The organism is Citromicrobium bathyomarinum, assembly GCF_038594485.1.
In the GTDB taxonomy this organism is placed as follows: Bacteria; Pseudomonadota; Alphaproteobacteria; order Sphingomonadales; family Sphingomonadaceae; genus Alteriqipengyuania; species Alteriqipengyuania bathyomarina_A.
Map to the genome: position 1 here is coordinate 686615 of NZ_JBCFZG010000004.1, position 23389 is coordinate 710003.

The following is a 23389-nucleotide window of genomic DNA, read 5'->3' on the forward strand; positions in this document are numbered from 1 at the left end:
GGTGGGCGAGTGCACGTGCAACGGTCCGGCCCACCCCGTTGCGACTAGGCCGCTGGCGCGACCAAGTCTCACTGCCCCTCCCGCAAGCGCGAGGGGATCTGGAGAGAGAAGAAATGGCACTTTACTACGACGACGATCAGGCGATGCTGGCCGACAGCGCGAGCGAATTCATGCGCGAGGAAGGCGGCATTGCGAAGCAGCTGCGCCACTGGCGCGACCGTGACTGCAAGGACGGTTTCGGCCACGGGCTGTGGGAGCAGTTCGGCGAAATGGGCTTCACCGGCATCCTGCTTCCCGAAGAGGACGGCGGGCTTGGCATGGGCCAGGTCGAGGCGAACATCGTGCTCGAGGAAATCGGCGCGAACCTCACCCCGTCGCCCTTCCTCAGCAGCTCGGTGCTTGCCGCGACGGCGCTCAAGCACGGCAGCAACGACACGCGCGGCCGCTGGCTGCCCGATCTGGTTGCGGGCAAGAACGTCTACGCGGTCGCGATCGACGAAGGCCCCAAGCACCGGCCTGAAACGATCGCCTGCAAGGCCGAGAAGTCGGGCAACGGCTTCAAGCTGAGCGGCAAGAAGGACTTCGTGGTCTACGGCGCCAGCGCCGAGATGATCGTGGTCGCCGCGCGCACCTCGGGCAGCGACAGCGATGCCGATGGGATCACGCTGTTCGCGGTGCCGCAGGATGCGAGTGGCATGAGCCACGACAGCGTGCGGCTGGTCGACAGCTCGATGGCGAGCCACATCACTTTCGACGGGGTCGAGCTGGATGGCGATGCCGTGATCGGCGACGTCGATGGCGGACGCGAGATCCTCAACGCCATGCTGCGCGCAGGGCGCGTGGGTGCAGCTGCCGAAGGCGTCGGCGTGGCACGCGGCGCGATGGACATGACGGTCGATTACCTGAGGCAGCGCAAGCAGTTCGGCGAATTGATCGGCAGCTTCCAGGCATTGCAGCACCGCGCCGCGCATCTCTATTCCGAAGTCGAGATCGCACGTGCGGTGGTGATGAAGGCCGCCCAGCTCCTGGATGCGGGCAGCGAGCAGGCCGAACTGATGATCTCGGTCGCCAAGTCCAAGGTCGCCAAGGCGGCGGGCCTCGCGGTGCGCGAAGGCGTGCAGATGCACGGGGGCATCGGGATGACCGACGAATACGACGTCGGCCTCTACATGAAGCGCGACCGCGCGCTGCAGGAGTTCCTCGGCGATGCGTACTACCACGCGGGCCGCGTTGCCGAGCTGAGCGGGTATTGAATTGGTCTCCCCTCCCGCTCGCGGGAGGGGGCGGGGGTGGGCATGGGCTCGCAAGAGCCCACCCCGCTGCGACTAGGACTTGCGGGGCAAGCCCAAGTCTCGCTGCCCCTCCCGTGAACGGGAGGGGAGGAGAAGTATTATGATGAAACTCATCGACCTATTCGGTCTCGAAGGTAAGATCGCGCTGGTCACCGGCGGCAGCCGCGGGATCGGCCGCATGATCGTCGAAGGCCTGCTCGAAGCGGGCTGTGCCAAGGTCTATATCGTAGCGCGCAAGAAGGAGCAGGTCGACGAGACCGCTGCCGAGCTGGGCGACAAGGTTATCGGCCTCACCGGCGACCTGTCGCAGATGGACGGCATCAAGGCGCTGGCCGACGAACTCGCTGCCTGCGAAGACAAGCTCGATCTGCTGGTCAACAACGCAGGCGCGGCCTGGGGCGAGCCGTTCGAGGATTTCAGCGAGGCTGGCTGGCATCGCACGATGGACCTCAACCTCAAGACGCCGTTCTTCCTCACCCAGAAACTGCTGCCGCTGCTCAAGAAGGCGGCCACGGCGGAGCGTCCGGCCAAGGTCCTGATGATCGCCAGCATCGACGGGATGAAGTGCAACCCGTGGCCGACCTATCCCTACCAGGCGAGCAAGGCCGGGCTGATCCACCTGACCCGGCGGATGGCGGCCGAGCTGATCGGGCATAACATCGTGGTCAACGGGATCGGGCCGGGTGCCTTCCCGTCCGACATGAACCGCGCCGCGCGCGACAACCAGGACATGGTCGAACGCGGCATTCCGAGCAGGCGCGTCGGCGTGACCGAGGATATGGCGGCGGGCGCGATCTATCTGCTCAGCCGTGCGGGCGACTACGTGGTCGGCACGACGATCCCGATCGACGGCGGCGTGGTCAATGCGAATATCGGCGCGGGCAATTTCGTCGATCCGTCGGGCGAATAGGCCCGCGGCGTCAGCGCCGCTTGGCGAACAGGTCGATCAGCTCTTCGAATTTCTCGCGTTGATCGGCCTCGTCGCCGCTGGCGATCGCTTCGGCGACACAGCACGCGGCATGATCCTTCAAAATTTGCGTTTCCACCTTGGCGAGGGCGGACTTCACCGCCTGCAACTGGTGCAGGATGTCTATGCAATAGCGATCATCCTCCACCATCTGCGCGACTCCCCGCACCTGTCCGGAAATCCGGTTCAGTCGGTTGATCGTTGCGTTGGTCTTGTCGGCCATGTCCCAAGGTCCAGTTGAAATACCCCCAGGGGGTATATAATGAGTGTTGCGACGGTTGAATAACACGGTCGTACCATGCCATCGCTGAAAGTGCTGTTTGGAGTGCGCGCCTGGTTTTGATCCGGCGCCGGTACGACGCCGTTTAGCCCATCAGCTCGCGCACGAAGGGGATGAGCCCCGTCTGGCGCGTGCGCTTCATCCGTTCGGCGTGCAGGATTTCGCGCACCTTGGTGAAGCATTCGTCGACATCGTCGTTGATGACGACATAGTCGTACTCGGCCCAGTGGCTGATTTCCGCGCGCGCGCGCTCCATGCGGCTGTTGACCACCTCTTCGCTGTCGAGCGCGCGGGCGGTCAGGCGGCGGTGCAGTTCGTCGAGGCTCGGCGGCAGGATGAACACGCTCACCGTGTCCTGCTGGTCCTTCTGGTACAGCTGCTGCGTACCCTGCCAATCGATGTCGAACAGGTAATCCTGCCCGCGCTTCAGCCCTTCGCGGATATGGCCCTTGGGCGTGCCGTAGCGACGTCCGAAGACATGCGCCCATTCGTAGAACCCGTCTTCTTCCACCAGCCGGTCGAACTCTTCGTCGCTGACGAAATGGTAGTCCTTGCCGTCGATCTCACCCTCGCGCGGGGGGCGTGTCGTCGCCGATACCGACAGCGAGATTTCCTCGTCCGACGCCAGCAGCATCCGCGACAGAGTGGTCTTGCCCGCGCCAGAGGGCGAGGAGAGGATGAACATGAGGCCCCGCCGGTGCAGGGTATCGGACTCGGGAGAGGAATTGTGGGGCATATGCGCCTTTGGGGCCGGGCGCGGGGTCAGATCAAGCCTTGGCTTGCCCCGATCCACCAAAGGCTCAGTCCTTGGCGGCCTTTTCGAGCAACTCGGCGTCGCCTTTGGCCTGCGCCTTTTTCGACTGTCGGCGGTCGTAAAGCGTCTTCGCGAGCATCCCGGTGCCAACCACGACCGCACCGGTGGAGGAACGCGCGGCGATCCGCGACAGCGCCATTCCGGCAAGCGTGGTGCCCATGCCCTGGTTTTCGACGATCGACTGGGCCGTGTCCTTGCCGTAGCGGCCCTTGAGCATCCGCTTTTCGACCGCCCTGCGGAACAGGATGGAACCCGTGCGCACGATGGCGTTGGCCATGATCAGGTTGCTGGCTGGATTGGGGGAGAGGCCGGGCACACTCTCGCCGCGTGCGCGCGCCTGGCCGCGTTCGACCTTCTTGCGCAGTTCATCGCGGCGCTTGCTCATACGGGGATGGCCCTCTTGCTCGCCCCGAAAATCGCGGGGCCTTACTTCTTGCGACCGAAATCGACCGTGACGACGTTCGATCCGTCCTCGTTCTTGGCAACGGCTGCACCGCCGCCCTGTTCCGCATCCTCGCTACCGTCGTTTTCGGCGGCGTCGGCCGGGCCATGCGAATCCTCGATCTCGGTCGCCTGGAATTGCAGGCCGAAATCGACCGCGGGATCGACGAAAGCGGTGATCGCGGAGAACGGCACGACCAGGTGCGAAGACCGCTGGTTGAAGCTGAGGCCGACCGAAAAGCCCACGTCGGTCACATTCAGATCCCAGAACTTGTTCTGGAGCACGATCGTCATCTCGTCGGGGAATCGCTCGCGCAGATGGTCGGGAATATCGACCCCGGGCACGCCCGTCTTGAAGGTGATGTAGAAATGGTGGTTGCCCGGCAGCGTACCGCCGCCCGCCTCGATCTCGCCGAGAACGCTGCCGACCACGGCGCGCAGGGCCTCCTGCACGATCTGGTCATAGGGAATAAGGCTGTCGGGCGCGTCGTCACTCATCACGAGGCGTTAGGTGAAGGGGAGCGCGCGTGCGGTCAAGCGCAGAATGCTTGCGCGCACGCCCGGCGGGCGATAGCGCGCTCGCCATGCGGAAAGGTTTGATAGAACGCGATACCAAGGAAACGCGCATTCGCGTGGCGGTCGATCTCGACGGCACGGGCGAGTATGACGTTTCGACGGGGATCGGCTTTCTCGACCATATGGTCGAACAGTTTTCCCGGCACTCGCTGATCGACGTGCAGATGAAGGTCGATGGGGACCTGCATGTCGACCAGCATCATACGACCGAAGACAGCGCGATCGCGCTGGGTCAGGCGATCTCGGATGCGCTGGGCGACAAGGGCGGGATCATGCGTTTCGGCGAAGCATTCTCGCCGATGGACGAGACCCTCGCGCGCGTGGCGCTGGACATTTCCGGGCGCCCTTATTGCGTGTGGAAGGCCGGTTTCACGCAGGAAAAGCTGGGCGAGTGGGATACCGAGCTGATCGAGCACTGGTTCCAGTCTGTCTCCCAGACCGCAGGGCTGACGCTGCATATCGAGCTGCTCTACGGCACCAACAACCACCATATTTGCGAAGCGATCTACAAGGGCTTCGCCCGCGCCATGCGCGCTGCGGTCGAGATCGACCCGCGCAAGGGCGGGGCAGTGCCCAGTACCAAGGGGATTTTGGGTGGTTAGCACGCTGTTGCGCGATCCTCCCCGATTTGCCGCAGGCCAAACGGGGAGGGGGACCGCGACGCCGCAGGCGTCGGGGTGGAGGGGCCTTCGTGCATCGCCCCTCCGTCGCTCGCCCGTAGCGAGCGCCACCTCCCCCCTTGTGCTGACGCAAAAGCGGGGAGGATCATGAGTGGCGGCACTGTTGCCCTGATCGATTACGGCGCAGGCAACCTGCACTCGGTCGAGAACGCGCTTCGGCGTGTCGGTGCGGATGTTGCGCTGGTTTCGGACGCAGACGCTTTGGCGCAGGCGAGCCGGATCGTCCTCCCCGGCGTGGGCGCATTCGGCGCGTGCTACCAGGGGCTCGCTAGCCTTCCTGGCATGATCGAGGCGCTGGAAGGCCGCGTGCTGAAAGACGGCGTGCCCTTCCTCGGCATCTGCGTCGGGATGCAGCTGCTGGCCGACCGGGGCCTTGAGCATGGCGAAACCCCTGGCCTCGGCTGGATCGGCGGCGATGTTCGTGCGCTGGAGCCATCAAGCCGCGTCAAGGTACCGCATATGGGCTGGAACGATGTGGTGTTGGCCGACGATGCGTCTGGCCTTATCTATCCGGGGGAGGCGTACTTCCTCCATTCCTACGCGTTCGATGTCGCGGACGAGAGCCACATCGCCGCACGCACCGATCACGGCGGGTCGGTGACGGCGGCGGTGGCGCGCGACAATATCCTGGGCGTGCAGTTCCACCCGGAGAAAAGCCAGGCCTACGGCCTCGCGCTGCTGGAGAGGTTTTTGAAGTGGAAGCCGTGATTTCCCCCTCACCAAGCTTCGCTAGCCGCAGTCGCGGCGAGCTGCGCTATCCTCTCCCGCAAGGGGAGAGGACGAATGCGCCAGGCTCCTCTCCCCTTGCGGGAGAGGATATGGAGGCTTGGCGACGCAGGAGCCTGGCCGCAATTGGAGAGGGGTTTCTAACCGCATGATCATCTTCCCCGCCATCGACCTGAAAGCCGGCAACGTCGTCCGCCTCGCCGAAGGCGATATGGACCGCGCGACGATCTACGGCGACGATCCGGGCGAACAGGCCGCGCGCTTTGCCGAAGCAGGCGCGAACTGGCTGCATGTGGTCGATCTCGACGGAGCCTTTGCGGGCGCGCCGGTCAATGCGCATGCGGTCGAAGCCATCCTGCGGCGCTTCCCCGGCAAGGTACAGCTGGGCGGCGGCATCCGCACGCGCGAGGGCGCGGAGCGGTGGCTGGAACTGGGCGTGGCGCGCGTGGTGATTGGCACGGCGGCGCTCAAGGACCCCGAACTGGTCAAGGCGCTGGCGAAGGATCACCCGGGCAGGGTCGTGGTCGCGGTCGACGCGCGCGACGGCATGGTCGCGACCGAGGGCTGGGCGAGCGTTTCCGACCTGCCGGTCGAGGATCTCGCGCGCCGGTTCGAGGATGCAGGCGTCGCCGCGCTGCTGTTCACCGATATCGGCCGCGACGGGTTGCTCAAGGGCTGCAATGTCGAGGCGACGCTTGTTCTGGCCAAGGCGCAATCGCTTCCCGTCATCGCCAGCGGCGGGGTTGCCGGGATCGAGGATATCCGCGCGCTCGCTCCGCATGCGCAGGACGGGATCGAAGGCGTGATTACCGGCCGCGCGCTGTATGACGGGCGCCTAGATATGGCAGAGGCACTGCGCGAGGCGCGCGAGTGATCCAGCCCCCTCACCAAGCTGCGCTAGCCGGTTCACCGGCAAGCTCCGCTATCCTCTCCCACAAGGGGAGAGGCAATGGGGTAGCAGCCATCCTCTCCCCTTGCGGGAGAGGATACGCAGGCTTGGACCTGCAAGGTCCTAGCCGAAGTTGGAGAGGGGGCAGGGCGCTGTGACCATCGCCGATATCGCTCTGATCGCCACGGTCGTGATGCTCGCCGTCGCCGCGATCGATGCGGTGCGTGGCAAGACGGCGCTGGGCAAATTCCGGCTGAGCAAGAAGGACGAAGACCCGACCCGCTTCTGGTTCGCGATCGTGCTCTACATCAACATGGCGTTCGGGATGTTCTGGTTGGCGGGGCAGGTGCCTCAGACTGCGCCTGAAACGGCATCCGAGCCGAAAGACGATCAACCCACCATGACCATCACGATACCCCCAGCATGACTGTCCGTATTCGCGTCATCCCCTGTCTCGACGTGGCCGAGGGCCGCGTGGTCAAAGGCGTCAACTTCGTCGACCTGCGCGATGCGGGCGATCCGGTCGAGCAGGCGCATGCCTATGATCTCGCGGGCGCGGACGAGCTGTGTTTTCTCGACATTTCCGCCAGCCATGAAGGGCGCGCGACGCTGGCCGATATCGTGCGGCGGACGGCCGAAGTCTGCTTCATGCCGCTGACCGTGGGCGGCGGGGTGCGCAGCGTGGAGGATGCGCGCACGCTGTTGCTCGCCGGGGCAGACAAGGTCGCGATCAACTCCGCAGCCGTGGCGCGGCCCGAACTGGTCGACGAAATCGCGCAGCGCATGGGCAGCCAGTGCGTTGTCGCGAGCGTGGATGCCAGAAGGGTGGTATCCCCCTCCCGACCCGCCCACCCTGAGCCTGTCGAAGGGTCGCCTTTTCCTTCCGAAGAAAAGGGCGGTGCTTCGACAAGCTCAGCACGGGCGGGATTGGGTAAGTGGGAGATATATACCCATGGCGGCCGCCGCGCGACCGGGATCGACGCGCTGGAACACGCCACGAAACTGGCGCAGCTGGGTGCAGGCGAACTTCTCGTCACCTCGATGGATCGCGACGGGACCAAGGACGGCTACGATCTCGAACTGACCCGGATGATCGCCGACGCAGTCGATGTGCCGGTGATCGCCAGCGGCGGGGTGGGCACGCTCGACCATATGGTGGCTGGCGTGACGCAGGGTCATGCCAGCGCGGTGCTCGCCGCGAGCATCTTCCATTTCGGGCAGCACACCGTCGCCGAGGCGCAGGATGCCTTGCGCGCGGTGGGCCTGCCTGCACGCCATCCGGAACCCTACGCGGGCATGCGCGCTTGAGCCGCAACGCATAATCAGAAAGAGACCGCAACGTATGGAAACTCTCGCCCGCCTCGAACAGGTTATCCTCCAACGTCGCAAGTGCGACCCGGAAACCAGCTATGTCGCGCTCCTCAAGCGCGAGGGGCGTCCGTGCATGGCGCGCAAGCTGGGCGAGGAAGCGGTCGAAGCGGTGGTCGCGGCGCTTTCGGGCAGTGACGAGGAACTGGTCGGCGAGGCTGCCGATGTGCTGTTTCACCTGATGGTGCTGCTCGCCGACCGCGATATCGCGCTGGCCGATGTGCTCGCCGAACTCGACCGGCGTGAGGGCGTTTCGGGGATCGAGGAAAAGGCCAGCAGGGAGGAAAGCCATGCCGATTGACGCCACCGCACCCTACGACGACGACAATATCTTCGCCAAGATCCTGCGCGGCGAGATCCCCTCGACCAGGGTCTACGAAGACGAGTGGGCGATCGCGTTCGAGGACATCAATCCGCAGGCCGAGATCCACACGCTGGTGGTGCCCAAGGGCAAGTATGTGAGCTGGGACGATTTCTCCGCAAAGGCTCCGGACGAGGAAATCGCCGGTTTCGTGCGCGCGGTGGGCAAGGTCGCCCGCGAGAAGGGGCTGGTCGAGCCCGGCTATCGCCTGCTCGCCAATGTCGGCGCGGATGGCGGGCAGGAAGTGCCGCACCTGCACGTGCATCTTTTCGGCGGGCAGAAGCTCGGCCGGATGATCGCATGATTGCCGCGCCCGGCGGGCCACCGCCGGGGCAAACCGATCCCGCAGCGCGACAGGCCGCGCAATTCCGATTGCCGCGCCGAGTCGCTTTCCGGTAAAGGCGCGAGCCGCATGACCGATACCAACGATCATCCCATACCCAACCCGCCCGGCGGCGTGTTCGACGGCACGACGCACCTCTACGCGGTGCGCGCCTATTACGAGGACACGGACCTCTCTGGCATCGTCTATCACGCCAATTACCTGCGCTGGTTCGAACGGGCCCGGTCCGACGTCTTGCGGATGCTCGGCATCGACCAGCGCGCCGCGATCGAAGCGGGGGAGGGCGCCTATGCGGTCGCCGATGTGCAATTGCGGTACATCCGGCCCGCGCTGCTCGATGACGACGTCGTCATTCATACGCGGTGCAGCGAACTCAGGGCAGCGAGCGTCCGGATGGAGCAGGAGGCGAAGCGCGATGGGGAAACGATCTGCACCGCGCACCTGCGCGTCGGCTTCGTCGCCCCCAATGGCCGCCCGCGCCGCCAGCCAGAGGCATGGCGCGAAGCCTTCACCCGAATTCTCGATACCCGTTCTCTTGGGGAGCATGCCTGAATGATCTTTCTCGACCTGCTTGCGGCCGCCGGACCAGAGGTCGCCGCTGCGCCCACCCGGCTCGAACCGGTCAAGCTGTTCCTCGACGCCGATATCGTCGTGCAGGCGGTGATGACCGGCCTGCTGATCGCGTCGATCTGGAGCTGGATGATCATCATTTCCTTCGCACTCAAGATCGGCGGCGCGAAGAAGCGCGCCCGCAAGTTCGAGAAGGATTTCTGGGCCTCCGACAATTACGAGCAGACGCTCGATGCCTATCGCAACCAGGACGTCGCCCCCGCGCGGATCGCGTGGGGCGCGATCACCGAATGGAAGAAGTCGACCAAGGGCGGCGTGAAGGATGTGCGCGGCGCGCAGGGCCGCATTGCGGCGGTGATGGACAGCCATGTCGCGGAAGAGGCCGACCGGCTGGCGGGCCGGCTGACCTTCCTTGCCACTCTCGGGTCGGTTGCCCCCTTTGTCGGGCTGTTCGGTACCGTTTGGGGCATCATGAACAGCTTTTTCCAGATCGGTGCGCAGAACAATTCCTCGCTCGCGGTGGTCGCGCCCGGCATTTCCGAGGCACTGTTCGCGACCGCGATCGGGCTGTTCGCCGCCATTCCCGCAGTCATCGCCTACAACCGCCTGTCCGCCAGCGTGAACAGCTACGAAGCGATCCTCCAGCGCTTCGCCGACCGGTTCAACGCCAATCTCGGCCGCGAGCTGGAGCGGGTGTGATGTTGCATTCGGCACCGGCCCGCGAGGGAGAATCCTGATGGCGATGGGCGTGCTCAAGTCGAAGCGCGGGCGCAATTCCAGGCGCGCGCCGATGGCGGAGATCAACGTTACCCCGCTGGTCGACGTGATGCTGGTGCTGCTGATCATTTTCATGGTCACCGCACCGCTGCTGACCGCGGGCGTGCCCGTCGACCTGCCCGACAGCCGCGCCAACGCGCTGCCGCAGGACGACGAACCGCTCAACGTGTCGATCGCGGGCGACGGTACGATCTATCTGGGTGAGGACGCCGTCCCCCAGGGCCAGCTCGGCGCGGCGCTTGCCACCGCCAGCGCGGGCTCAGCCTGTTCGGAGCGCGAAGTCGTGCTGCGCGCGGACAAGACGCTCGATTACGGGCGCGTGATGGGCGTCATGGGCGAGCTCAACCGGATGGGCTGCAACTCGATCTCGCTGGTCACCAACAGTTCAAGCGAATCGCTCTAGCCCACCCGCTCGATGGACGCGAAACCGCATAACGGCCTCGATGCCCTTGCGCTGATCGTCGCGATCGCGTTGCACGCTGCGTTGATCGCGGCGCTGCTGCTGCAAGGGACGACGCGTCAGCCGATGCCCGAGCCGAAGCGGATCACGGTCAACTTCGCCGAAGATGTCGGCCTGACCTCGACCGCGCCCGATCCCGTGCAGGAATCGCAGGCGTCGGTGGCGCCCGAGCTGGGCGATGCCGCGCCGCCGCCGATCGAATACGTCCCGCCGCCGCCGCTCCCCCAGCCGACCAGCGCCCCGGCGCCCGAGCCACGCCCTTCGCCGCGTGCGACCAGCCGCCCGCAACCCAGGCCATCGCCGCGCGCCACCTCGCAACCGCGTCCCGAGCCAAAGCCGCGCCCGACCAGTCGCGCAACCTCTTCGCCGCGTCCGAAGCCCCAGCCGAGCGCTCAGCCGACCCGTTCCGGGGGGTCTCGCATCGGCGACGACTTCCTGCCCTCGCAGGGCAATTCGACCAGCTCGAATGACACCCGTATCCCCGCTTCGCAGATCGGTAACAGTGCCAAGGCGAGCATTGCCGCCGCGATATCGCGCCAGATCAAGCCGCACTGGCAGCCGCCCAGCGGCCCCGAGGTGGAGGATATCGTCAGCTACGTCTCGTTCCAGCTCAAGGAGGACGGATCGCTTGCCGGTCGTCCGCGTCTGGTAAGACAGACGGGGGTGAACGCGACCAACCGTGCGCAGGCCGAACGCCATGCGGAACAGGCGATCCGCGCTGTGCAGCTGGCGGCGCCCTTCGATTTGCCGCCCGAATATTATAATGCTTGGAAGTCTGTGACTGCCAACCTCGATTGGAGACTCGCTCAATGAGATTCTTGATGGCCGCCGTGGCTCTGCTGCTCGCGTCCCCGGTGCTCGCCCAGAACGAGGACCTGGGAACTGCTCCTCCCGTGGGCGGAGAGGTTGAGACCGTGCCGACGCAGGGTGACGGAGACGAAGACGGGGGCCTTTCGGTCAACGTCTCGTTCGAAGGCAGCCTCGACGATCTCCAGCTTGCTATCCCCGCCTTCGCGGCGGAGCGCGACGTTGCGACCGCTGCGAACGCACGCGGCACGGCTGCGCTGGGGGCGGAGCTGGCGCGAGTGGTTACCGCGGACCTTCAGAACAACGGCCTGTTCGACCCGACCGGCCCCGACGCACTGCCCAAGCCCAGCTACCCGCAGATCACCGATCCGGTGTGGAACATGTGGTCGATGCGTGGCGCGGAAATGCTCGTGCAGGGCTATGTCCGCCCGCGTCCCGACGGCAAGCTGGTGGTCGGCTGTTACCTTTACGACGTCGCACTTAACGATGAACTTGCCCGCTCGGGCTGGGTGGTCCCGCCGTCCGACTGGCGGCGTGCGGCACACAAATGTGCCGACCTCGTCTATTCGCGCCTGACCGGCGAGAGCCCGTTCTTCGACAGCCGGATCGCCTATATTGCGGAGACCGGCCCGAAGGATAACCGGACCAAGCGGCTCGCGATCATGGACAGCGACGGGGCGAACCACCGCTTCATCACTACGGGCCGCGCAACCGCGCTGACCCCGCGCTATTCGCCCGATTACCGCAAGCTGATGTACCTGAGCTATGTCGACGGCAATCCCCGCATCTACGTCTACGACATCGGCACGGGGCAGCAGACGCTGGTCACCCAGAGCAGCAACCCGACCTTCGCGCCGCGCTGGAGCCCCGACGGGCGCTGGGTGCTCTATTCGATGGCGGTCAACGGCAATACCGATATCTACCGCGTCTCCGCGCAAGGCGGCGAGAGCACCCGCCTGACCGATGCTCCGGGGATCGATATCGGCGGGTCGTACTCGCCCGATGGCAGCAAGATCGTGTTCGAAAGCGACCGCTCGGGCGAACAGCAGATCTACATGATGAACGCCGACGGATCGAACCAACGGCGGATCAGCTTCTTCGGCGGCCGTGCGGCGACGCCCGAATGGAGCCCGCGCGGCGACCAGATCGCGTTCACCTACATCCCCGGCGACTTCAACATCGCGGTGATGAGCGCGAATGGCGGCGGCTTCCGCAAGCTGACCAATGGCTGGCAGGACGAGGCACCGACCTGGGCCCCCAATGGCCGCGTGCTGCAGTTCTTCCGGACCGAGCGCAACACGGGCCGCACCGCGATCTATCAGGTCGATCTGACCGGCGACAATCTGCGCCGCCTGCCGACCCCGGTCGATGCCTCAGACCCGGCATGGGGACCGATCCTGCCGTGAGACGTTGCGTAACTAACGCTTGATTTTCGTGGGGTCGCACCGACGACTACCAAGGCATATTGTGAGGAGAGACCTATGAACTCGCGTATCAAGATTGCGATTATCCTTGCCGCCACCGCCTCGCTCGCGGCCTGCAAGTCCAATGCCCCCGAAGAACTGCCGCCCGAACCGGGCGTGAGCCAGCCGACCAACCCGGGCGACAACAGCGGCCCCGGCTATGGCGTCGGCTCGCAGGAACACTTCGTCAACGCGGTCAATGGTCAGAACGTGATCTACTTCGATACCGATCGCTACAACATCGACACCGCCGATGCCGCGGCGCTGCAGATGCAGGCGCAGTACCTCGCGCAGTACCCCAACATCAGCGTCACGATCGAAGGCCATGCCGACGAACGCGGGACGCGCGAATACAACCTTGCGCTGGGTGAGCGTCGCGCCAATTCGGCGAAGAACTACCTCGTCAGCCTGGGCATCGCCGCCAACCGTATCCGCACGGTAAGCTATGGCGAGGAACGCCCGGTCGCGACCGCATCGACGCCCGAAGCATGGGCCAAGAACCGCCGCGCGGTAACGGTCGTCATCAACTACTAAGCGGTTCGCCGCGAGACATGGGGCGGGCGATCCTGCAGGGTCGCCCGCCCTTTTCGTTCGCGCATCGCCGCCGGACGGTTCGCTAATCGGGGTGGCGAGGGCGCAATCGGTTGCCGCACGGGTTCACATTGGCGCGCGGTGCTCTAGATTGGATCAATGGCGAAACCACGCAGATCGAACGATTGGGGCTTTCCCCGCTGGCGGGGCTATGAAGCCTCGCGCGAGGCGGCGACCATTCGCGTGTGCGATCGCCACGGGTGTGAAGAGCCGGGCAATTGCCCCGCGCCCAAATCTCCCAACAATCCGGACCGCTGGTATTTCTGCCAGAAGCACGCCGCCGAATATAATTCCAAGTGGGACTATTTCGAAGGGCTCGAAAAGGCTGAGGCGGCCGAGCGCGCGCGGACCGAGAAGCGCGACAATGCTGGTTACGCCGAAGCGTCGCACTACAGCTGGACGGGATCGGGCGATGGCTCGCGCTCGGCGGACGAGATGCGCGCGCTCGACGTGCTCGAGCTGGAAGCCGATGCCGACTTCGCAGCGATCAAGCGCGCGTGGCGTGAAAAGGCCAAGACCGTGCACCCGGATGTGAAACCGGGCGACAAGGATGCCGCCGCCGAATTCCAGAAGCTGCAGCTAGCCTACGAGGTGCTCAAGGCCGCCGAAGCGCGGCGCGAATGGATGGGCTAGCGAAGAAAACGGCATAGTCACAGCATTGTAACATTCCCGTCGCCGTTCGGTCACCGACACCCCCTAACGCCCCTTTTCGCACTTGCAGCATCAAGGGGTTCGCCATGCGCTTTTCTTCGTCTTTCTCCGCCTTCCGATTTGCCTTGCTGGGAACAGCGGCCATCGTGCCCGCCACAGCCTTCGCCCAAGCCGCCGCCGAGCCTGCGGACCAAGACTCGATCGAGGCGAGCAGCGGCAATGAAATCGTCGTCACCGCGCAGAAGATCGAACAGCGCGCCAAGGATGTGCCGATCACCATCTCGGCGCTTTCGGGCGAACGGATCGAGGATTTGGGCGTCACCGATCTGGACGAGCTGTCGAACTACGTTCCCGGCCTCAACATTCAGGAACAGAGCGCCAACAACCCCGGCATCGTGATCCGCGGCATCACCTCGGACAGCGGCTCCGCCCAGCAGGGCCCGCGCGTCACGCTCTATTACAACGACGTCGACATCTCGCGCTCGCGCGGTTCCTACCAGGCGATCTACGATCTGGACCGCGTGGAAGTCATCAAGGGCCCGCAGGCGACCCTGTTCGGCACGGCCTCTGCCGTCGGCGCGATCAGCCTTGTTTCCGCCAAGCCCAAGCCCAGCTTCTCGGGCGCGCTGACCGGCGGCTATGGCAATTACGACGCCACGCTGCTGTCGGGCTTCGTCAATGCCGGTTCGGACGTGCTCGCGGGCCGTGTCGCCTTCGAATGGCGCACGCGTGATGGCTATGTCGAAAATCTCGCCACCAGTCAGGACAAGGAGCTCTACGCCAAGGACCAGCTCGGCGTACGCGGATCGCTGCGCTTCACGCCCAGCCCGTTTGTGACAGTCGACCTCGTCGGCACCTACGACCAGCAGCGCAACGGCGGCACGCCCTTCATCTCTGGCACCTTCCCCGCCTTCGCCGGCGCGCCGGGCGGCGCGGCCAATGCCTTCGAGGATGCCAACCTTGGCGGATCGCCCTATTCGGCGGCGGCGCTGGGCGACGACCAGCTCGGCCTCAATCGCGAAGTCTACGACGTCAACCTGACCGCCGCGATCGAGCTGAGCGATTCGCTCACCTTCACCACAGTCAACGGCTACCGCGAATTCGACAGCGCCGAAGTGTTCGATGCCGACGGATCGGCAGCGCCCTTCCTCGAATTCGCCGAGATCGCCACCGGCCACCAGTTCAGCCACGAAGGCCGCTTCAGCTATGTCGATTCCAGCTGGCGTGCATCGTTCGGCTGGAATGTCTTCACCGAAAAGGGACGCCAGAACGTGCCCTTCTCGACCGAGGAAGGCACCTTCCTTCAGTGCCTGACCACGCTGTTCGGCGCGCCGCTGATCCCCGGTGTCCCCTGCGTTGCGCCCGACGGTACCGTGCCCGCAGCGGGCGTGACCGAGCTTCTCACCTCGGGTCTGGCGACCCAAATCCCGTACAGCTCGGTGTTCGAGAACCAGGGCCGCAACACCAGCTATTCGCTGTTCGCCGACGCGACCTTCATCCCGACGCAGAGCCTTGAGGTCACTGCCGGGGCACGCGTGCTGATCGAAGAGCGCAAGTCGGGTTTCACCGCGACCGTCCCCAATTCGGTGCTGAGCGGCGCGCCGCTGATCCCCGGCCAGGTCGATACCGGTGGGCAGACGATCGAATCGGAAGACAGCTTCGCCGCCGCTCTGCCGCGCTTCAACATCCTCTATCGCCTCACCCCGGACGTGAACGTCTTCGCCACGGTCTCGAAAGGTCGCCGTTCGCCGGTGGTGCAGGTCGGTGCGAGCGGCGCGCAGATCATCCCCGCCGAAACCGTGTGGAACTATGAGGGTGGGCTCAAGCTCAGCTCGGGTCCGGTCTCCGGGTCGCTCGGCGTCTATTACCAGGTCTACGACAACTTCCAGGTGTCGGTGGCCGAGCTGGACAGCAATGGTAACCCGACCGGATCTTTTGTGACCGAGAGTGCGGGCACGGCGTCGAACCTCGGCGTCGAGGCAGAGCTTGCGGTGCAGGCGTCCGACTGGCTGAGCCTGTTCGGCAATGTGGGTTACATCAGCGGCGGCATCGACAAGGATAACGCCTTCTCGCCCGCCTATTCGGGTGCGCGCTTCCGTCTGCAGCCCGAATGGCAGGCGGCGGGCGGCTTCACGATCGACTACCCGATTGCGGACGGCGTGCGCTTCTTCGCGACGCCCAGCGTGACCTACCGCAGCCGCATCTTCTTCGAAGTGCCCAACGATCCGGCGATCTCGCAGGGGCCGGTGACGCTGGTCAATGCGCGTGCGGGCGTGTCCTTCGCGGATGATCGCTTCGAACTGGCGGGCTTCATCCGCAACGCGTTCGACGAAGATTACCTGCTCGATGCGGGCAATACCGGCGGCGCCTTCACCGTGCCGACCTTCATCCCTGCAGAGCCCCGCCTGTTCGGTGTCGAACTGACCGCGCGCTTCGGCCGCTGATACGAAAATGGGCGGGGGCACGAAGCCTCCGCCCATACGCATTTTTCCGCTGGATAAGCGGTCAGACCGCGTCGAGCGCCTGATCGAAGTCGGCGATCAGATCGTCGGGGTCTTCGATCCCGATGCTGATCCGCACCAGGCTGTCGGTGATGCCCAGCTCCTGACGGCGACCATGCGCGACCGAAAGGTGCGTCATGCTGGCGGGGTGGCTGGCAAGCGTCTCGGTGCCGCCAAGGCTCACTGCAAGCTTGGCGACCTTGAGCGCGTCGAGGAAGCGGAAGCACTCCTCTTCGCCGCCCTTGAGGAACAGCGAGAAGGTGGAACCTGCGCCAAGGCAGTGGCGGTCGTAGATGTCCTGCTGGCGATCATCCTCGATCATGCCGAGGTAGCCGAGCCCGTCGACCTTGGGGTGCTGCTTCAGGAAGGCGCAGACCTTCTCCGCATTCTCGCCCGCACGCTGCATCCGCAGTTCGACCGTTTCGAGGCTGCGCAGCAGCATCCACGCCGTATTCGGATCGGCGATGCCCCCCATCGTGTTGCGGATCATGCGGACGGGGTTCATCCACTTCTTGTCGCCCGCAATGCTGCCCGCCACGAGGTCCGAGTGGCCGCCGACATACTTGGTCAGCGAATAGCACACGATATCCGCGCCATGTTCCAGCGGGCGCTGCCACAGGGGCCCGAGAAACGTGTTGTCGATCGCGATCGGGCAATCGGCGGGAAGCGCCGCGTCGCGTGCATCGCGGACCATCTCGATATCGACCAGCGCATTGGTCGGGTTGCCGGGGCTTTCGAGGTAGATCATCGCGACCTTGCCGCCGTTCTCGCTCGCCATGTCCTTCGCCTTGGCGAGCACATCGTCGAACTGCTCGCGCGTCGCACCGGCGGGGAAGTCGACATACTTCACGCCGAACTTGGCGAGGATCTTGGCAACGAAGCCTTCGGACGCGGCATAGAGCGGGCCCGAGTGCACGATCACGTCGCCCGCGCTGCAATAGGCCATCATCATCACGCAGATCGCGGTCATCCCGCTGGAGAAGCACAGCGAATCTTCTGCACCGTCCCAGATGGCGAGACGATCTTCCAGGATTTCCTGGTTCGGCCCGTTGAAGCGCGAATAGACGAGGCCTTCCGCGCCGCCTTCGCGCAGGCCGGTAATCCCTTCGAAGTGGCGCTTGCCCGCCGCCGCGCTTTCGAAGGCGAAGGTGCTGGTCAGGAAGATCGGGGCCTTCAATGACCCTTCGGACAGCGCCGGGTCGTAGCCGTGGCCCATCATCAGGGTGGACGGCTTCATCTTGCGCCCGTCGATCTTCGTGACTTCGGGCTTGGGCTTGCGGCGGGGGGTGGGTGTTTCGACTGCGTCGACGGCGTCGGTCATGCGAACGGCTTCCTCAAATGCGCCCCCAGGAAGGCGGGGGCTCGGTTTCGAGGCAGTGCCGGAGGCGGCCCGTTCCTAACCTCCGCAGGAACGCATCTCCACCGGCTGCCGGTTGTCGAACGCGGCATTACCGCCGGGAGTTTGCGCGATCAACTCCCCCTCTCAGGCGAAGGGCGCTATCGCCCAGACGATGGCGACGATGAGCCCGATCCCTGCAAGATCGAGCATCAGCCCGGCGGTGACCATCCGTCCGATGCGGATGCGGCCGGTCGACCAGGCGATCGCATTCGGCCCGGTGCCCGCGGGCAGCATGAAGCCCCAGCTCGCCGCAAACGCCACCGGGATAGCGAGCAGTTCGGGCTGCACCCCGAGAGCAAGGATCAGGCTTGCCACCACCGGCACGATGGCAGACGCGGTGGCGACATTACTCGCAAACTCGGTGATCAGCACCACCATCGCTACCACGCACAGCGCCACCAGCAGCAGCGGCACGGCCGACAGCGGCAACAGCGCATCGCCGAGCCATTGCGCCAGCCCGCTCGCGGTCATTCCCGCCGCCAGCGCGAGCCCGCCGCCGAACATCATGATGACGCCCCAGGGTGCGCGGTTCGCCTCTTCCCAGTTGAGCAGCGCGCGTCCGGTGCCGTCGGGCAGCAGGAACAGCACGAGACTTGCACCGATGGCGATCGTCCCGTCGGTGAGCGAACCTTCTGGCAAGACCGGTTCAAGCAACGGCTGACCCATCCATAGCAGGAAGGTGATGGCAACCACGGGGACAAGGCGCTTTTCCGGAGCGCTCCAATCACGCTCCACCGGGATTGCGGCGCGCGCGGCAGCGGGATCGAAGCTGTGCGCACCGACGCGTTGGACCCGCGCGATGATCCACGCTGCCAGCGGAATGGCGAAAATAACGACGGGCAGGCCGTACAACGTCCACTGGGCAAAGGTGATCTTCATCCCGATCGTCTGGTCGAGCAGGCCAACCGCAATGGCATTGGTGGGCGAGCCGACCAGCGTGCCCAGCCCGCCGATGCTGCAGGCAAAGGCGATTCCCATCGGCAGCGCGCCCGACAGACCATCGGTCGATGGCGCGTCGGTGCCTGCCACGTCTCCTGCCGCCAGCACCGCCAGCGCGACCGGCATCATGATGAGCGCAGTCGAGGTGTTGGAGATCATCATCGAGAGGATCGCCGCGCTGGCCATGAAGGCGAGGAGCAGCCGGCCCGGGCCTGCATGGGTTCCGGCGAGGCGCAAGATGCCAAGGCTGAGACGACGATGCAGGCCAACCCGTTCGATCGCCAGCGCAATGAACGCACCGCCAAGGATCAGGAACAAGATCGGCGAATAATACGCGCTTGCGGTTTCCTTCGCGTCCATGACCCCCGCAAACGGCAGGACCAGGAACGGCACCAGCGCCGTTGCGGTGAGGGGAAGCGCCTCGGTGATCCACCACGCGGCCATCAGGACGACCAGCCCCGCAACGATGAACCCTTCGCGCGACAGACCTTCGGGCAGCGGCCCGCAAATTGCGGCGAGCAATGCCACCACGCCCAGCGCGAAGCCGATCGATCTCGTCATAGTCCCCTCCGACGCCCGTGATAGGCAATCGGATGGAGCGGGCAAGGGGGCGGTGATCGATCCGAGCGCAACAGAGTGTTCAGAGGCGATCAAGCGCCGCGCTGGCATGGTGCGGGGATGAATGCAGATCGATACACCCGCTCCCGCGCGACCAGTGCCCGATGGGCGATGGGCGCAATTCTATCGACCGCGCTGGCTGTTGGTGTGGCTTCAACCGTGGCCGCACAGAACGAACGGTCGGCATGGTCCATCGGCCCGGTTATCCGCGGGGAGAACTATTCGTTCCGCATGCCTGCGGCGATGCGGCCATCGCCCGCGGGATCGACCTTCGATTTTCCGTACCCCACCGCACGAGACGGGCATGTGCATTACGTGACTACGCCGACGCGGTCGCTCGCCAATGCGTCGCGGATTACCCTGCGGTACCGGATCGATACGGCGCCCGGCACGCGGTTCGTGCCCGAAGAGCATCCGGATGAGACGGCCACCCTGTCGCTCTATTTCCAGCGGGCAGGGGATCGCTGGACGATGCGAACGCCGCATCACCGCTGGTATTCGCCTACCGAAAAAGTCGTCCCGTTGTCCGCGGGAACGCATACGATCTCGATCGCGCTCGACGAAGCATGGATCGCGATGGCCGGCGGATCGCGCAATACGCTGCTCAAGGATTTCGATCGTGCACTGGCGCAGGCAAACACCGTCGGCTTCGTATTCGGGTCGGCCAGCGGCCGGGGTCACGGCGTTTATGCGACTGGGCCCGCCCGGTTCACCCTGCTCGATTTCGAGATCGAGTAGGGCGGCGGGTCAATTCGCGGACATGTCGAACGCGTAGACGCGCCAGCGCAGTTGCTCGGGCGTAGCGCCGGGCACATCGTTGACCCGGTTGAGCACGATATCGCCGGTTAGTTTCTGGCCATTCGAGCCGGTGATGGTGGCGGGGGCGGTGTAGTAGCTCGTGCCTGCCGCGCCTTCCATCGTGCCTTTCGGCACCGAGACTGTGATCTTGCCGAAATCCGCAAACCGCTTGGTGAGCTGCGCTGCGCTGGTCTTCTGACGCGCCTGTTCCCGCATCAGAGCATAGGCCTGGTTGAATTCCTTGAGCTCGAGCGCACGGCTAAAATACAGCAGGACATTGCGCGCGCCTTCTTCGCCGCGCTCAGCCTCAGCGGTGAGCTTGGGGGGCGTGAGATCGGGATAGCCTTCGTTGACGCCCGAACCGTCGGTGTAGCCCGGCGGTGGAGTGGGCGAGACATCGGGGTTCGATCCCTGGTCGACAGCGGCCCCGCCCGTTTCGCTATCCGTACCGGTCGGGGTAGCATCGGGCGCGGGCGCTTCGGTCGAGACGGCGTCGCTCTCGCCCGTGGAAGGCTCGGGCGCAGGCGCTCGGGCAGCATCGCACGCGGTGAGCGAAACGGCGGAAAGCGGGAGGAGCAGGGCGGCGATGTGGCGGCGAGTGATCATGCCGATCAATCGCTCGCCACGGTGGTTGGTTCCGCAAGGTCGCCAGGCAAACTGCGCCTGGCGGGGCCTCGATTATCTGGGTGCAAGCACCATCAGCATCTGGCGGCCTTCGAGGCGCGGGAAGGCTTCTACCTTGGCGATCTCTTCCACATCGTCGCGAACGCGGTTGAGCAGGTCCATGCCGATCTGCTGGTGCGCCATTTCACGCCCGCGGAAGCGCAGCGTGATCTTCACCTTGTCGCCGTTTTCGATGAACTTGTTCACGTTGCGCATCTTCACGTCGTAATCGTGCGTGTCGATGTTCGGACGCATTTTGACTTCCTTGATGTCCTGCGTCTTCTGCGTCTTGCGCGCGAGGTTCGCCTTCTTCTGCGCCTCGTAGCGGTGCTTGCCGACATCGAGGAACTTGCAGACGGGCGGATCGGCGTTGGGCGAGACTTCGACCAGATTCAGGCCGACTTCCGCAGCGCGTTCAATCGCATCGCCCGTGTTGAGGACACCAATGTTCTCCCCGGTCTCGTCGATAACGCGGACCTTGGGGGACTGAATAAAATTGTCGTAGCGCGGGCCGCTCTTGGTAGGCGGCTGGAGGGAACGACGGGGGGGGCGTGCTATGGGATGCTCTCCTGTGGCGTTGATATACGAGCGCCGTATTTAGGGCTTTTTGCCGCAATGCGAAAGGGGCTGTCGCAGGTCGTCGCGCGATTTGCCGCTCGGGTGTGGCTTCAGGCAGCGCATCTTTCGCTTCGCCAAAGCGGAATGCGGACCAGTTTGTCGCGCACCGCGCACAGCGCCTCGACCGATTCGGCGGGGCCTAGCGCACGGCGGATCGCCGGGTCGCCCGCGTCCATTCCGCCGGTCAGCGTGCCGAAGGCGGGCAGCACCATCCGCGGGCCCGCATCGCTTTGCGCCATGACGGCGCACGGGCGACGGACGCGGCGACCCCTGACCGTTACGTCCAGCTTGGGGTGCCAATGGCCGGAAAGTTCTGGCCGGGATTCGCCGGGAAGAGCCTCGTGGCGGCAGACGATCCCGCCGATCTCCAACTCGGCGTGCAGCGTTCCGCCGCAGCGATTCGCCGCTTCGTCGGCGTCGGACGGGCCATCGTGGTTGCCCGTGATCCACACCCAGTCGACTGTGCGGGTGAGCGCGCGCAGCATTTCGCAGGCGGTCTCTTCCAGTCGCGAGGCACCTTCGGCATCGTGGAAATTGTCGCCCAGCGTCACAACCCGCTCCGCGCCCGTTTCTCTCACCGCCTGAGTCACCGCCTCCAGCGTGGCGCGGCTGTCATACGGCGGCAGCGGCTGGCCGTGGCTGGCAAAAAAGCTCGCCTTTTCGAGGTGGAGGTCGGCGACGAACAGCGTGCGCTCGCGCGGCCAATAGACCGCACGATCGCTGCGCAGGAGCAATTGAGTAGTGCCGAACGAAACGGGAACCATAGAGGTCTGATGCCAAGGCGCCTGACACTATGCAAGCTTCCGCTCGTCCTGAGCTTGTCGAAGGACCGCTTTTTCTTCTAGCGAGGGGATTGAGAAGAAGGACGGCCCTTCGACAGGCTCAGGGTGAACGGTTTTGGACTGGTCAGACGAAACACAGCAGGCACGCAGTTGGTTCGAAAGCTTGCGCGACCAGATCTGCGCCGAGTTCGAGGCGATCGAGCGTGAGGCAGGATCGGACGCGAGCTTTGCCTACACCGCGTGGGACCGCGAGGAAGAGGGCAACGACAATCCCGGCGGCGGGGTGCAGGGCCTGATGAAGGGCAAGGTCTTCGAAAAGGTCGGCGTCAACGTCTCCACCGTGCACGGCACCTTCGCGCCCGAGTTCGCCAAGACGATCAACGGCGCGCAGGATGACCCGAGCTTTTCGGCCACAGGCATCAGCCTGGTCGCGCACATGGCCAATCCGCAGGTGCCAGCGGTGCATATGAACACGCGCTTCCTTGTGACGGGCAAGGCGTGGTTCGGCGGCGGGGCGGACCTCAATCCGCCGATCCCGTACGAAGAGGATACGAGCGAATTCCACGCGGCCTTCCGCGCCGCCTGCGCCAAGCACAACCCGACCTATTACGAACGCTTTTCCAAATGGGCGGACGAGTATTTCTACATCCCCCATCGGGGCGTACATCGCGGCGTAGGCGGCATTTTCTATGACCATCTCGAATGCGCGGACGAGGCGGCGTTCCAGCGCAACCTCGCTTTCACTCAGGACGTCGGGCGCACCTTCCTCGAAATCTTCCCGATGCTCGTCCGCCGCCGGATGGAAAGCGACTTCACGCAGGAAGACAAGCGCACCCAGCTCGAATGGCGCGGACGCTATGCCGAGTTCAATCTCGTCTACGATCGGGGCACGCTGTTCGGCCTGAAGACCGGCGGCAATGTCGACGCGATCCTGATGAGCCTGCCCCCGCAGGCCGAATGGGCCTGACGGGCGGTAGATCTCGCGCCCTCGAATTTACGCAAAATACGCAAAATT

The 23389-nt window shown here is 65.0% G+C and carries 28 protein-coding genes; 19 read left to right on the plus strand and 9 right to left on the minus strand.

The features are described 5' to 3' along the window. Positions 1 to 113: 113 nt before the first annotated feature. Both AAG591_RS09010 and AAG591_RS09015 read left to right on the plus strand, forming a co-directional pair. Positions 114 to 1253, plus strand: a complete 1140-nt coding sequence (locus tag AAG591_RS09010; RefSeq protein WP_342530853.1) for an acyl-CoA dehydrogenase family protein — start codon at positions 114 to 116, stop codon at positions 1251 to 1253. Between the two features lie 142 nt (positions 1254 to 1395). After that, entirely contained in the window at positions 1396 to 2202 is an 807-nt protein-coding gene (locus AAG591_RS09015) for an SDR family NAD(P)-dependent oxidoreductase (protein ID WP_425341655.1), read from the plus strand. A 10-nt stretch (positions 2203 to 2212) separates the two neighbouring features. Here AAG591_RS09015 and AAG591_RS09020 read toward each other — a convergent pair whose 3' ends face one another. From AAG591_RS09020 to AAG591_RS09035, 4 genes are all read right to left on the minus strand, one after another. Further along, positions 2213 to 2482, minus strand: a complete 270-nt coding sequence (locus AAG591_RS09020) for a metal-sensitive transcriptional regulator (RefSeq protein WP_342530855.1) — start codon at positions 2480 to 2482, stop codon at positions 2213 to 2215. A 142-nt stretch (positions 2483 to 2624) separates the two neighbouring features. Continuing rightward, positions 2625 to 3275: a guanylate kinase gene (gene gmk / locus AAG591_RS09025; protein ID WP_342530856.1), complete on the minus strand. Its 651-nt coding sequence runs from the start codon at positions 3273 to 3275 to the stop codon at positions 2625 to 2627. A gap of 64 nt (positions 3276 to 3339) precedes the next feature. Then, complete coding sequence (locus AAG591_RS09030) at positions 3340 to 3738, minus strand: hypothetical protein (RefSeq protein WP_342530857.1); 399 nt, start codon at positions 3736 to 3738, stop codon at positions 3340 to 3342. Positions 3739 to 3779: 41 nt separating this feature from the next. Further along, a complete protein-coding gene (locus AAG591_RS09035; protein WP_342531248.1) occupies positions 3780 to 4292 on the minus strand; it encodes an SspB family protein in 513 nt (170 codons plus the stop codon). 86 nt (positions 4293 to 4378) lie between these two features. Between AAG591_RS09035 and hisB the strand changes: the two genes are divergently transcribed. From hisB to AAG591_RS09110, 15 genes are all read left to right on the plus strand, one after another. Continuing rightward, a complete protein-coding gene (gene hisB / locus AAG591_RS09040) occupies positions 4379 to 4972 on the plus strand; it encodes an imidazoleglycerol-phosphate dehydratase HisB (RefSeq protein WP_342530858.1) in 594 nt (197 codons plus the stop codon). Positions 4973 to 5137: 165 nt separating this feature from the next. After that, positions 5138 to 5758 (plus strand): imidazole glycerol phosphate synthase subunit HisH, encoded by a 621-nt coding sequence (hisH, locus tag AAG591_RS09045; RefSeq protein ID WP_342530859.1) that lies wholly within the window; start codon positions 5138 to 5140, stop codon positions 5756 to 5758. A 166-nt stretch (positions 5759 to 5924) separates the two neighbouring features. Beyond that, complete coding sequence (hisA, locus tag AAG591_RS09050) at positions 5925 to 6650, plus strand: 1-(5-phosphoribosyl)-5-[(5-phosphoribosylamino)methylideneamino]imidazole-4-carboxamide isomerase (protein WP_342530860.1); 726 nt, start codon at positions 5925 to 5927, stop codon at positions 6648 to 6650. Between the two features lie 169 nt (positions 6651 to 6819). Next, on the plus strand, positions 6820 to 7092 hold the full coding sequence (locus AAG591_RS09055; RefSeq protein ID WP_342530862.1) for a hypothetical protein: 273 nt from the start codon (positions 6820 to 6822) through the stop codon (positions 7090 to 7092). Beyond that, positions 7089 to 7973: an imidazole glycerol phosphate synthase subunit HisF gene (gene hisF, locus AAG591_RS09060; RefSeq protein WP_342530863.1), complete on the plus strand. Its 885-nt coding sequence runs from the start codon at positions 7089 to 7091 to the stop codon at positions 7971 to 7973. Before AAG591_RS09055 ends, hisF begins: the two co-directional genes overlap by 4 nt. 34 nt (positions 7974 to 8007) lie before the next feature. Beyond that, complete coding sequence (locus AAG591_RS09065) at positions 8008 to 8334, plus strand: phosphoribosyl-ATP diphosphatase (RefSeq protein ID WP_342530864.1); 327 nt, start codon at positions 8008 to 8010, stop codon at positions 8332 to 8334. Continuing rightward, positions 8324 to 8698 (plus strand): histidine triad nucleotide-binding protein, encoded by a 375-nt coding sequence (locus AAG591_RS09070; RefSeq protein WP_342530865.1) that lies wholly within the window; start codon positions 8324 to 8326, stop codon positions 8696 to 8698. The genes AAG591_RS09065 and AAG591_RS09070 overlap by 11 nt, the downstream gene beginning before the upstream one ends. Before the next feature lie 108 nt (positions 8699 to 8806). Next, on the plus strand, positions 8807 to 9289 hold the full coding sequence (locus AAG591_RS09075; protein ID WP_342530867.1) for a YbgC/FadM family acyl-CoA thioesterase: 483 nt from the start codon (positions 8807 to 8809) through the stop codon (positions 9287 to 9289). After that, positions 9290 to 10006 carry a protein TolQ gene (gene tolQ, locus AAG591_RS09080; protein WP_342530868.1) on the plus strand — a complete coding sequence of 239 codons (717 nt, stop codon included), beginning with the start codon at positions 9290 to 9292 and terminating at the stop codon, positions 10004 to 10006. Between the two features lie 37 nt (positions 10007 to 10043). Continuing rightward, positions 10044 to 10487, plus strand: coding sequence for a protein TolR (tolR, locus tag AAG591_RS09085; protein WP_342530869.1), 444 nt, complete (start codon positions 10044 to 10046; stop codon positions 10485 to 10487). 12 nt (positions 10488 to 10499) lie between these two features. Next, positions 10500 to 11357, plus strand: coding sequence for an energy transducer TonB (locus AAG591_RS09090; RefSeq protein WP_342530870.1), 858 nt, complete (start codon positions 10500 to 10502; stop codon positions 11355 to 11357). Beyond that, positions 11354 to 12757, plus strand: coding sequence for a Tol-Pal system beta propeller repeat protein TolB (gene tolB / locus AAG591_RS09095; protein ID WP_342530872.1), 1404 nt, complete (start codon positions 11354 to 11356; stop codon positions 12755 to 12757). The genes AAG591_RS09090 and tolB overlap by 4 nt, the downstream gene beginning before the upstream one ends. A 75-nt stretch (positions 12758 to 12832) precedes the next feature. Next, positions 12833 to 13348, plus strand: a complete 516-nt coding sequence (gene pal, locus AAG591_RS09100) for a peptidoglycan-associated lipoprotein Pal (RefSeq protein ID WP_342530873.1) — start codon at positions 12833 to 12835, stop codon at positions 13346 to 13348. 156 nt (positions 13349 to 13504) lie between these two features. Continuing rightward, positions 13505 to 14038 (plus strand): J domain-containing protein, encoded by a 534-nt coding sequence (locus AAG591_RS09105; RefSeq protein WP_342530874.1) that lies wholly within the window; start codon positions 13505 to 13507, stop codon positions 14036 to 14038. Positions 14039 to 14142: 104 nt separating this feature from the next. Continuing rightward, positions 14143 to 16500: a TonB-dependent receptor gene (locus tag AAG591_RS09110; protein ID WP_342530875.1), complete on the plus strand. Its 2358-nt coding sequence runs from the start codon at positions 14143 to 14145 to the stop codon at positions 16498 to 16500. Between the two features lie 61 nt (positions 16501 to 16561). Here the strand turns inward: AAG591_RS09110 and AAG591_RS09115 are convergent, their stop codons facing one another. Then, positions 16562 to 17878 (minus strand): cystathionine gamma-synthase family protein, encoded by a 1317-nt coding sequence (locus AAG591_RS09115; protein WP_342530876.1) that lies wholly within the window; start codon positions 17876 to 17878, stop codon positions 16562 to 16564. Between the two features lie 162 nt (positions 17879 to 18040). Next, positions 18041 to 19456: an SLC13 family permease gene (locus AAG591_RS09120; RefSeq protein ID WP_342530877.1), complete on the minus strand. Its 1416-nt coding sequence runs from the start codon at positions 19454 to 19456 to the stop codon at positions 18041 to 18043. Between the two features lie 168 nt (positions 19457 to 19624). Here AAG591_RS09120 and AAG591_RS09125 point away from each other — a divergent pair, with 168 nt between their 5' ends. Then, complete coding sequence (locus AAG591_RS09125; protein WP_342530878.1) at positions 19625 to 20251, plus strand: hypothetical protein; 627 nt, start codon at positions 19625 to 19627, stop codon at positions 20249 to 20251. 9 nt (positions 20252 to 20260) lie between these two features. Here the strand turns inward: AAG591_RS09125 and AAG591_RS09130 are convergent, their stop codons facing one another. From AAG591_RS09130 to pdeM, 3 genes are all read right to left on the minus strand, one after another. Further along, positions 20261 to 20917 (minus strand): hypothetical protein, encoded by a 657-nt coding sequence (locus tag AAG591_RS09130; protein ID WP_342530879.1) that lies wholly within the window; start codon positions 20915 to 20917, stop codon positions 20261 to 20263. Positions 20918 to 20989: 72 nt separating this feature from the next. Next, positions 20990 to 21532, minus strand: coding sequence for a translation initiation factor IF-3 (infC, locus tag AAG591_RS09135; protein WP_342531249.1), 543 nt, complete (start codon positions 21530 to 21532; stop codon positions 20990 to 20992). A gap of 110 nt (positions 21533 to 21642) precedes the next feature. Then, positions 21643 to 22356 carry a ligase-associated DNA damage response endonuclease PdeM gene (gene pdeM / locus AAG591_RS09140; RefSeq protein ID WP_342530880.1) on the minus strand — a complete coding sequence of 238 codons (714 nt, stop codon included), beginning with the start codon at positions 22354 to 22356 and terminating at the stop codon, positions 21643 to 21645. Positions 22357 to 22489: 133 nt separating this feature from the next. Between pdeM and hemF the strand changes: the two genes are divergently transcribed. After that, complete coding sequence (hemF, locus tag AAG591_RS09145) at positions 22490 to 23341, plus strand: oxygen-dependent coproporphyrinogen oxidase (protein WP_342530881.1); 852 nt, start codon at positions 22490 to 22492, stop codon at positions 23339 to 23341. Positions 23342 to 23389 lie beyond the last annotated feature (48 nt).

Excerpts from the sequence above, each read along its gene's own strand:
- hisB (WP_342530858.1), top strand. The coding sequence starts at position 4,379 with ATGCGGAAAGGTTTGATAGAACGCGATACCAAGGAAACGCGCATTCGC.
- AAG591_RS09065 (WP_342530864.1), top strand. The coding sequence starts at position 8,008 with ATGGAAACTCTCGCCCGCCTCGAACAGGTTATCCTCCAACGTCGCAAG.
- AAG591_RS09020 (WP_342530855.1), bottom strand. The coding sequence starts at position 2,482 with ATGGCCGACAAGACCAACGCAACGATCAACCGACTGAACCGGATTTCC.
- AAG591_RS09010 (WP_342530853.1), top strand. The coding sequence starts at position 114 with ATGGCACTTTACTACGACGACGATCAGGCGATGCTGGCCGACAGCGCG.
- AAG591_RS09015 (WP_425341655.1), top strand. The coding sequence starts at position 1,396 with ATGAAACTCATCGACCTATTCGGTCTCGAAGGTAAGATCGCGCTGGTC.
- AAG591_RS09090 (WP_342530870.1), top strand. The coding sequence starts at position 10,500 with ATGGACGCGAAACCGCATAACGGCCTCGATGCCCTTGCGCTGATCGTC.
- tolR (WP_342530869.1), top strand. The coding sequence starts at position 10,044 with ATGGCGATGGGCGTGCTCAAGTCGAAGCGCGGGCGCAATTCCAGGCGC.
- AAG591_RS09035 (WP_342531248.1), bottom strand. The coding sequence starts at position 4,292 with ATGAGTGACGACGCGCCCGACAGCCTTATTCCCTATGACCAGATCGTG.
- gmk (WP_342530856.1), bottom strand. The coding sequence starts at position 3,275 with ATGCCCCACAATTCCTCTCCCGAGTCCGATACCCTGCACCGGCGGGGC.
- pal (WP_342530873.1), top strand. The coding sequence starts at position 12,833 with ATGAACTCGCGTATCAAGATTGCGATTATCCTTGCCGCCACCGCCTCG.
- AAG591_RS09075 (WP_342530867.1), top strand. The coding sequence starts at position 8,807 with ATGACCGATACCAACGATCATCCCATACCCAACCCGCCCGGCGGCGTG.
- pdeM (WP_342530880.1), bottom strand. The coding sequence starts at position 22,356 with ATGGTTCCCGTTTCGTTCGGCACTACTCAATTGCTCCTGCGCAGCGAT.
- AAG591_RS09105 (WP_342530874.1), top strand. The coding sequence starts at position 13,505 with ATGGCGAAACCACGCAGATCGAACGATTGGGGCTTTCCCCGCTGGCGG.
- tolQ (WP_342530868.1), top strand. The coding sequence starts at position 9,290 with ATGATCTTTCTCGACCTGCTTGCGGCCGCCGGACCAGAGGTCGCCGCT.
- AAG591_RS09030 (WP_342530857.1), bottom strand. The coding sequence starts at position 3,738 with ATGAGCAAGCGCCGCGATGAACTGCGCAAGAAGGTCGAACGCGGCCAG.
- AAG591_RS09115 (WP_342530876.1), bottom strand. The coding sequence starts at position 17,878 with ATGACCGACGCCGTCGACGCAGTCGAAACACCCACCCCCCGCCGCAAG.
- AAG591_RS09110 (WP_342530875.1), top strand. The coding sequence starts at position 14,143 with ATGCGCTTTTCTTCGTCTTTCTCCGCCTTCCGATTTGCCTTGCTGGGA.
- AAG591_RS09070 (WP_342530865.1), top strand. The coding sequence starts at position 8,324 with ATGCCGATTGACGCCACCGCACCCTACGACGACGACAATATCTTCGCC.
- hisF (WP_342530863.1), top strand. The coding sequence starts at position 7,089 with ATGACTGTCCGTATTCGCGTCATCCCCTGTCTCGACGTGGCCGAGGGC.
- tolB (WP_342530872.1), top strand. The coding sequence starts at position 11,354 with ATGAGATTCTTGATGGCCGCCGTGGCTCTGCTGCTCGCGTCCCCGGTG.
- AAG591_RS09130 (WP_342530879.1), bottom strand. The coding sequence starts at position 20,917 with ATGATCACTCGCCGCCACATCGCCGCCCTGCTCCTCCCGCTTTCCGCC.
- AAG591_RS09125 (WP_342530878.1), top strand. The coding sequence starts at position 19,625 with ATGGGCGCAATTCTATCGACCGCGCTGGCTGTTGGTGTGGCTTCAACC.
- AAG591_RS09120 (WP_342530877.1), bottom strand. The coding sequence starts at position 19,456 with ATGACGAGATCGATCGGCTTCGCGCTGGGCGTGGTGGCATTGCTCGCC.
- hisH (WP_342530859.1), top strand. The coding sequence starts at position 5,138 with ATGAGTGGCGGCACTGTTGCCCTGATCGATTACGGCGCAGGCAACCTG.
- hisA (WP_342530860.1), top strand. The coding sequence starts at position 5,925 with ATGATCATCTTCCCCGCCATCGACCTGAAAGCCGGCAACGTCGTCCGC.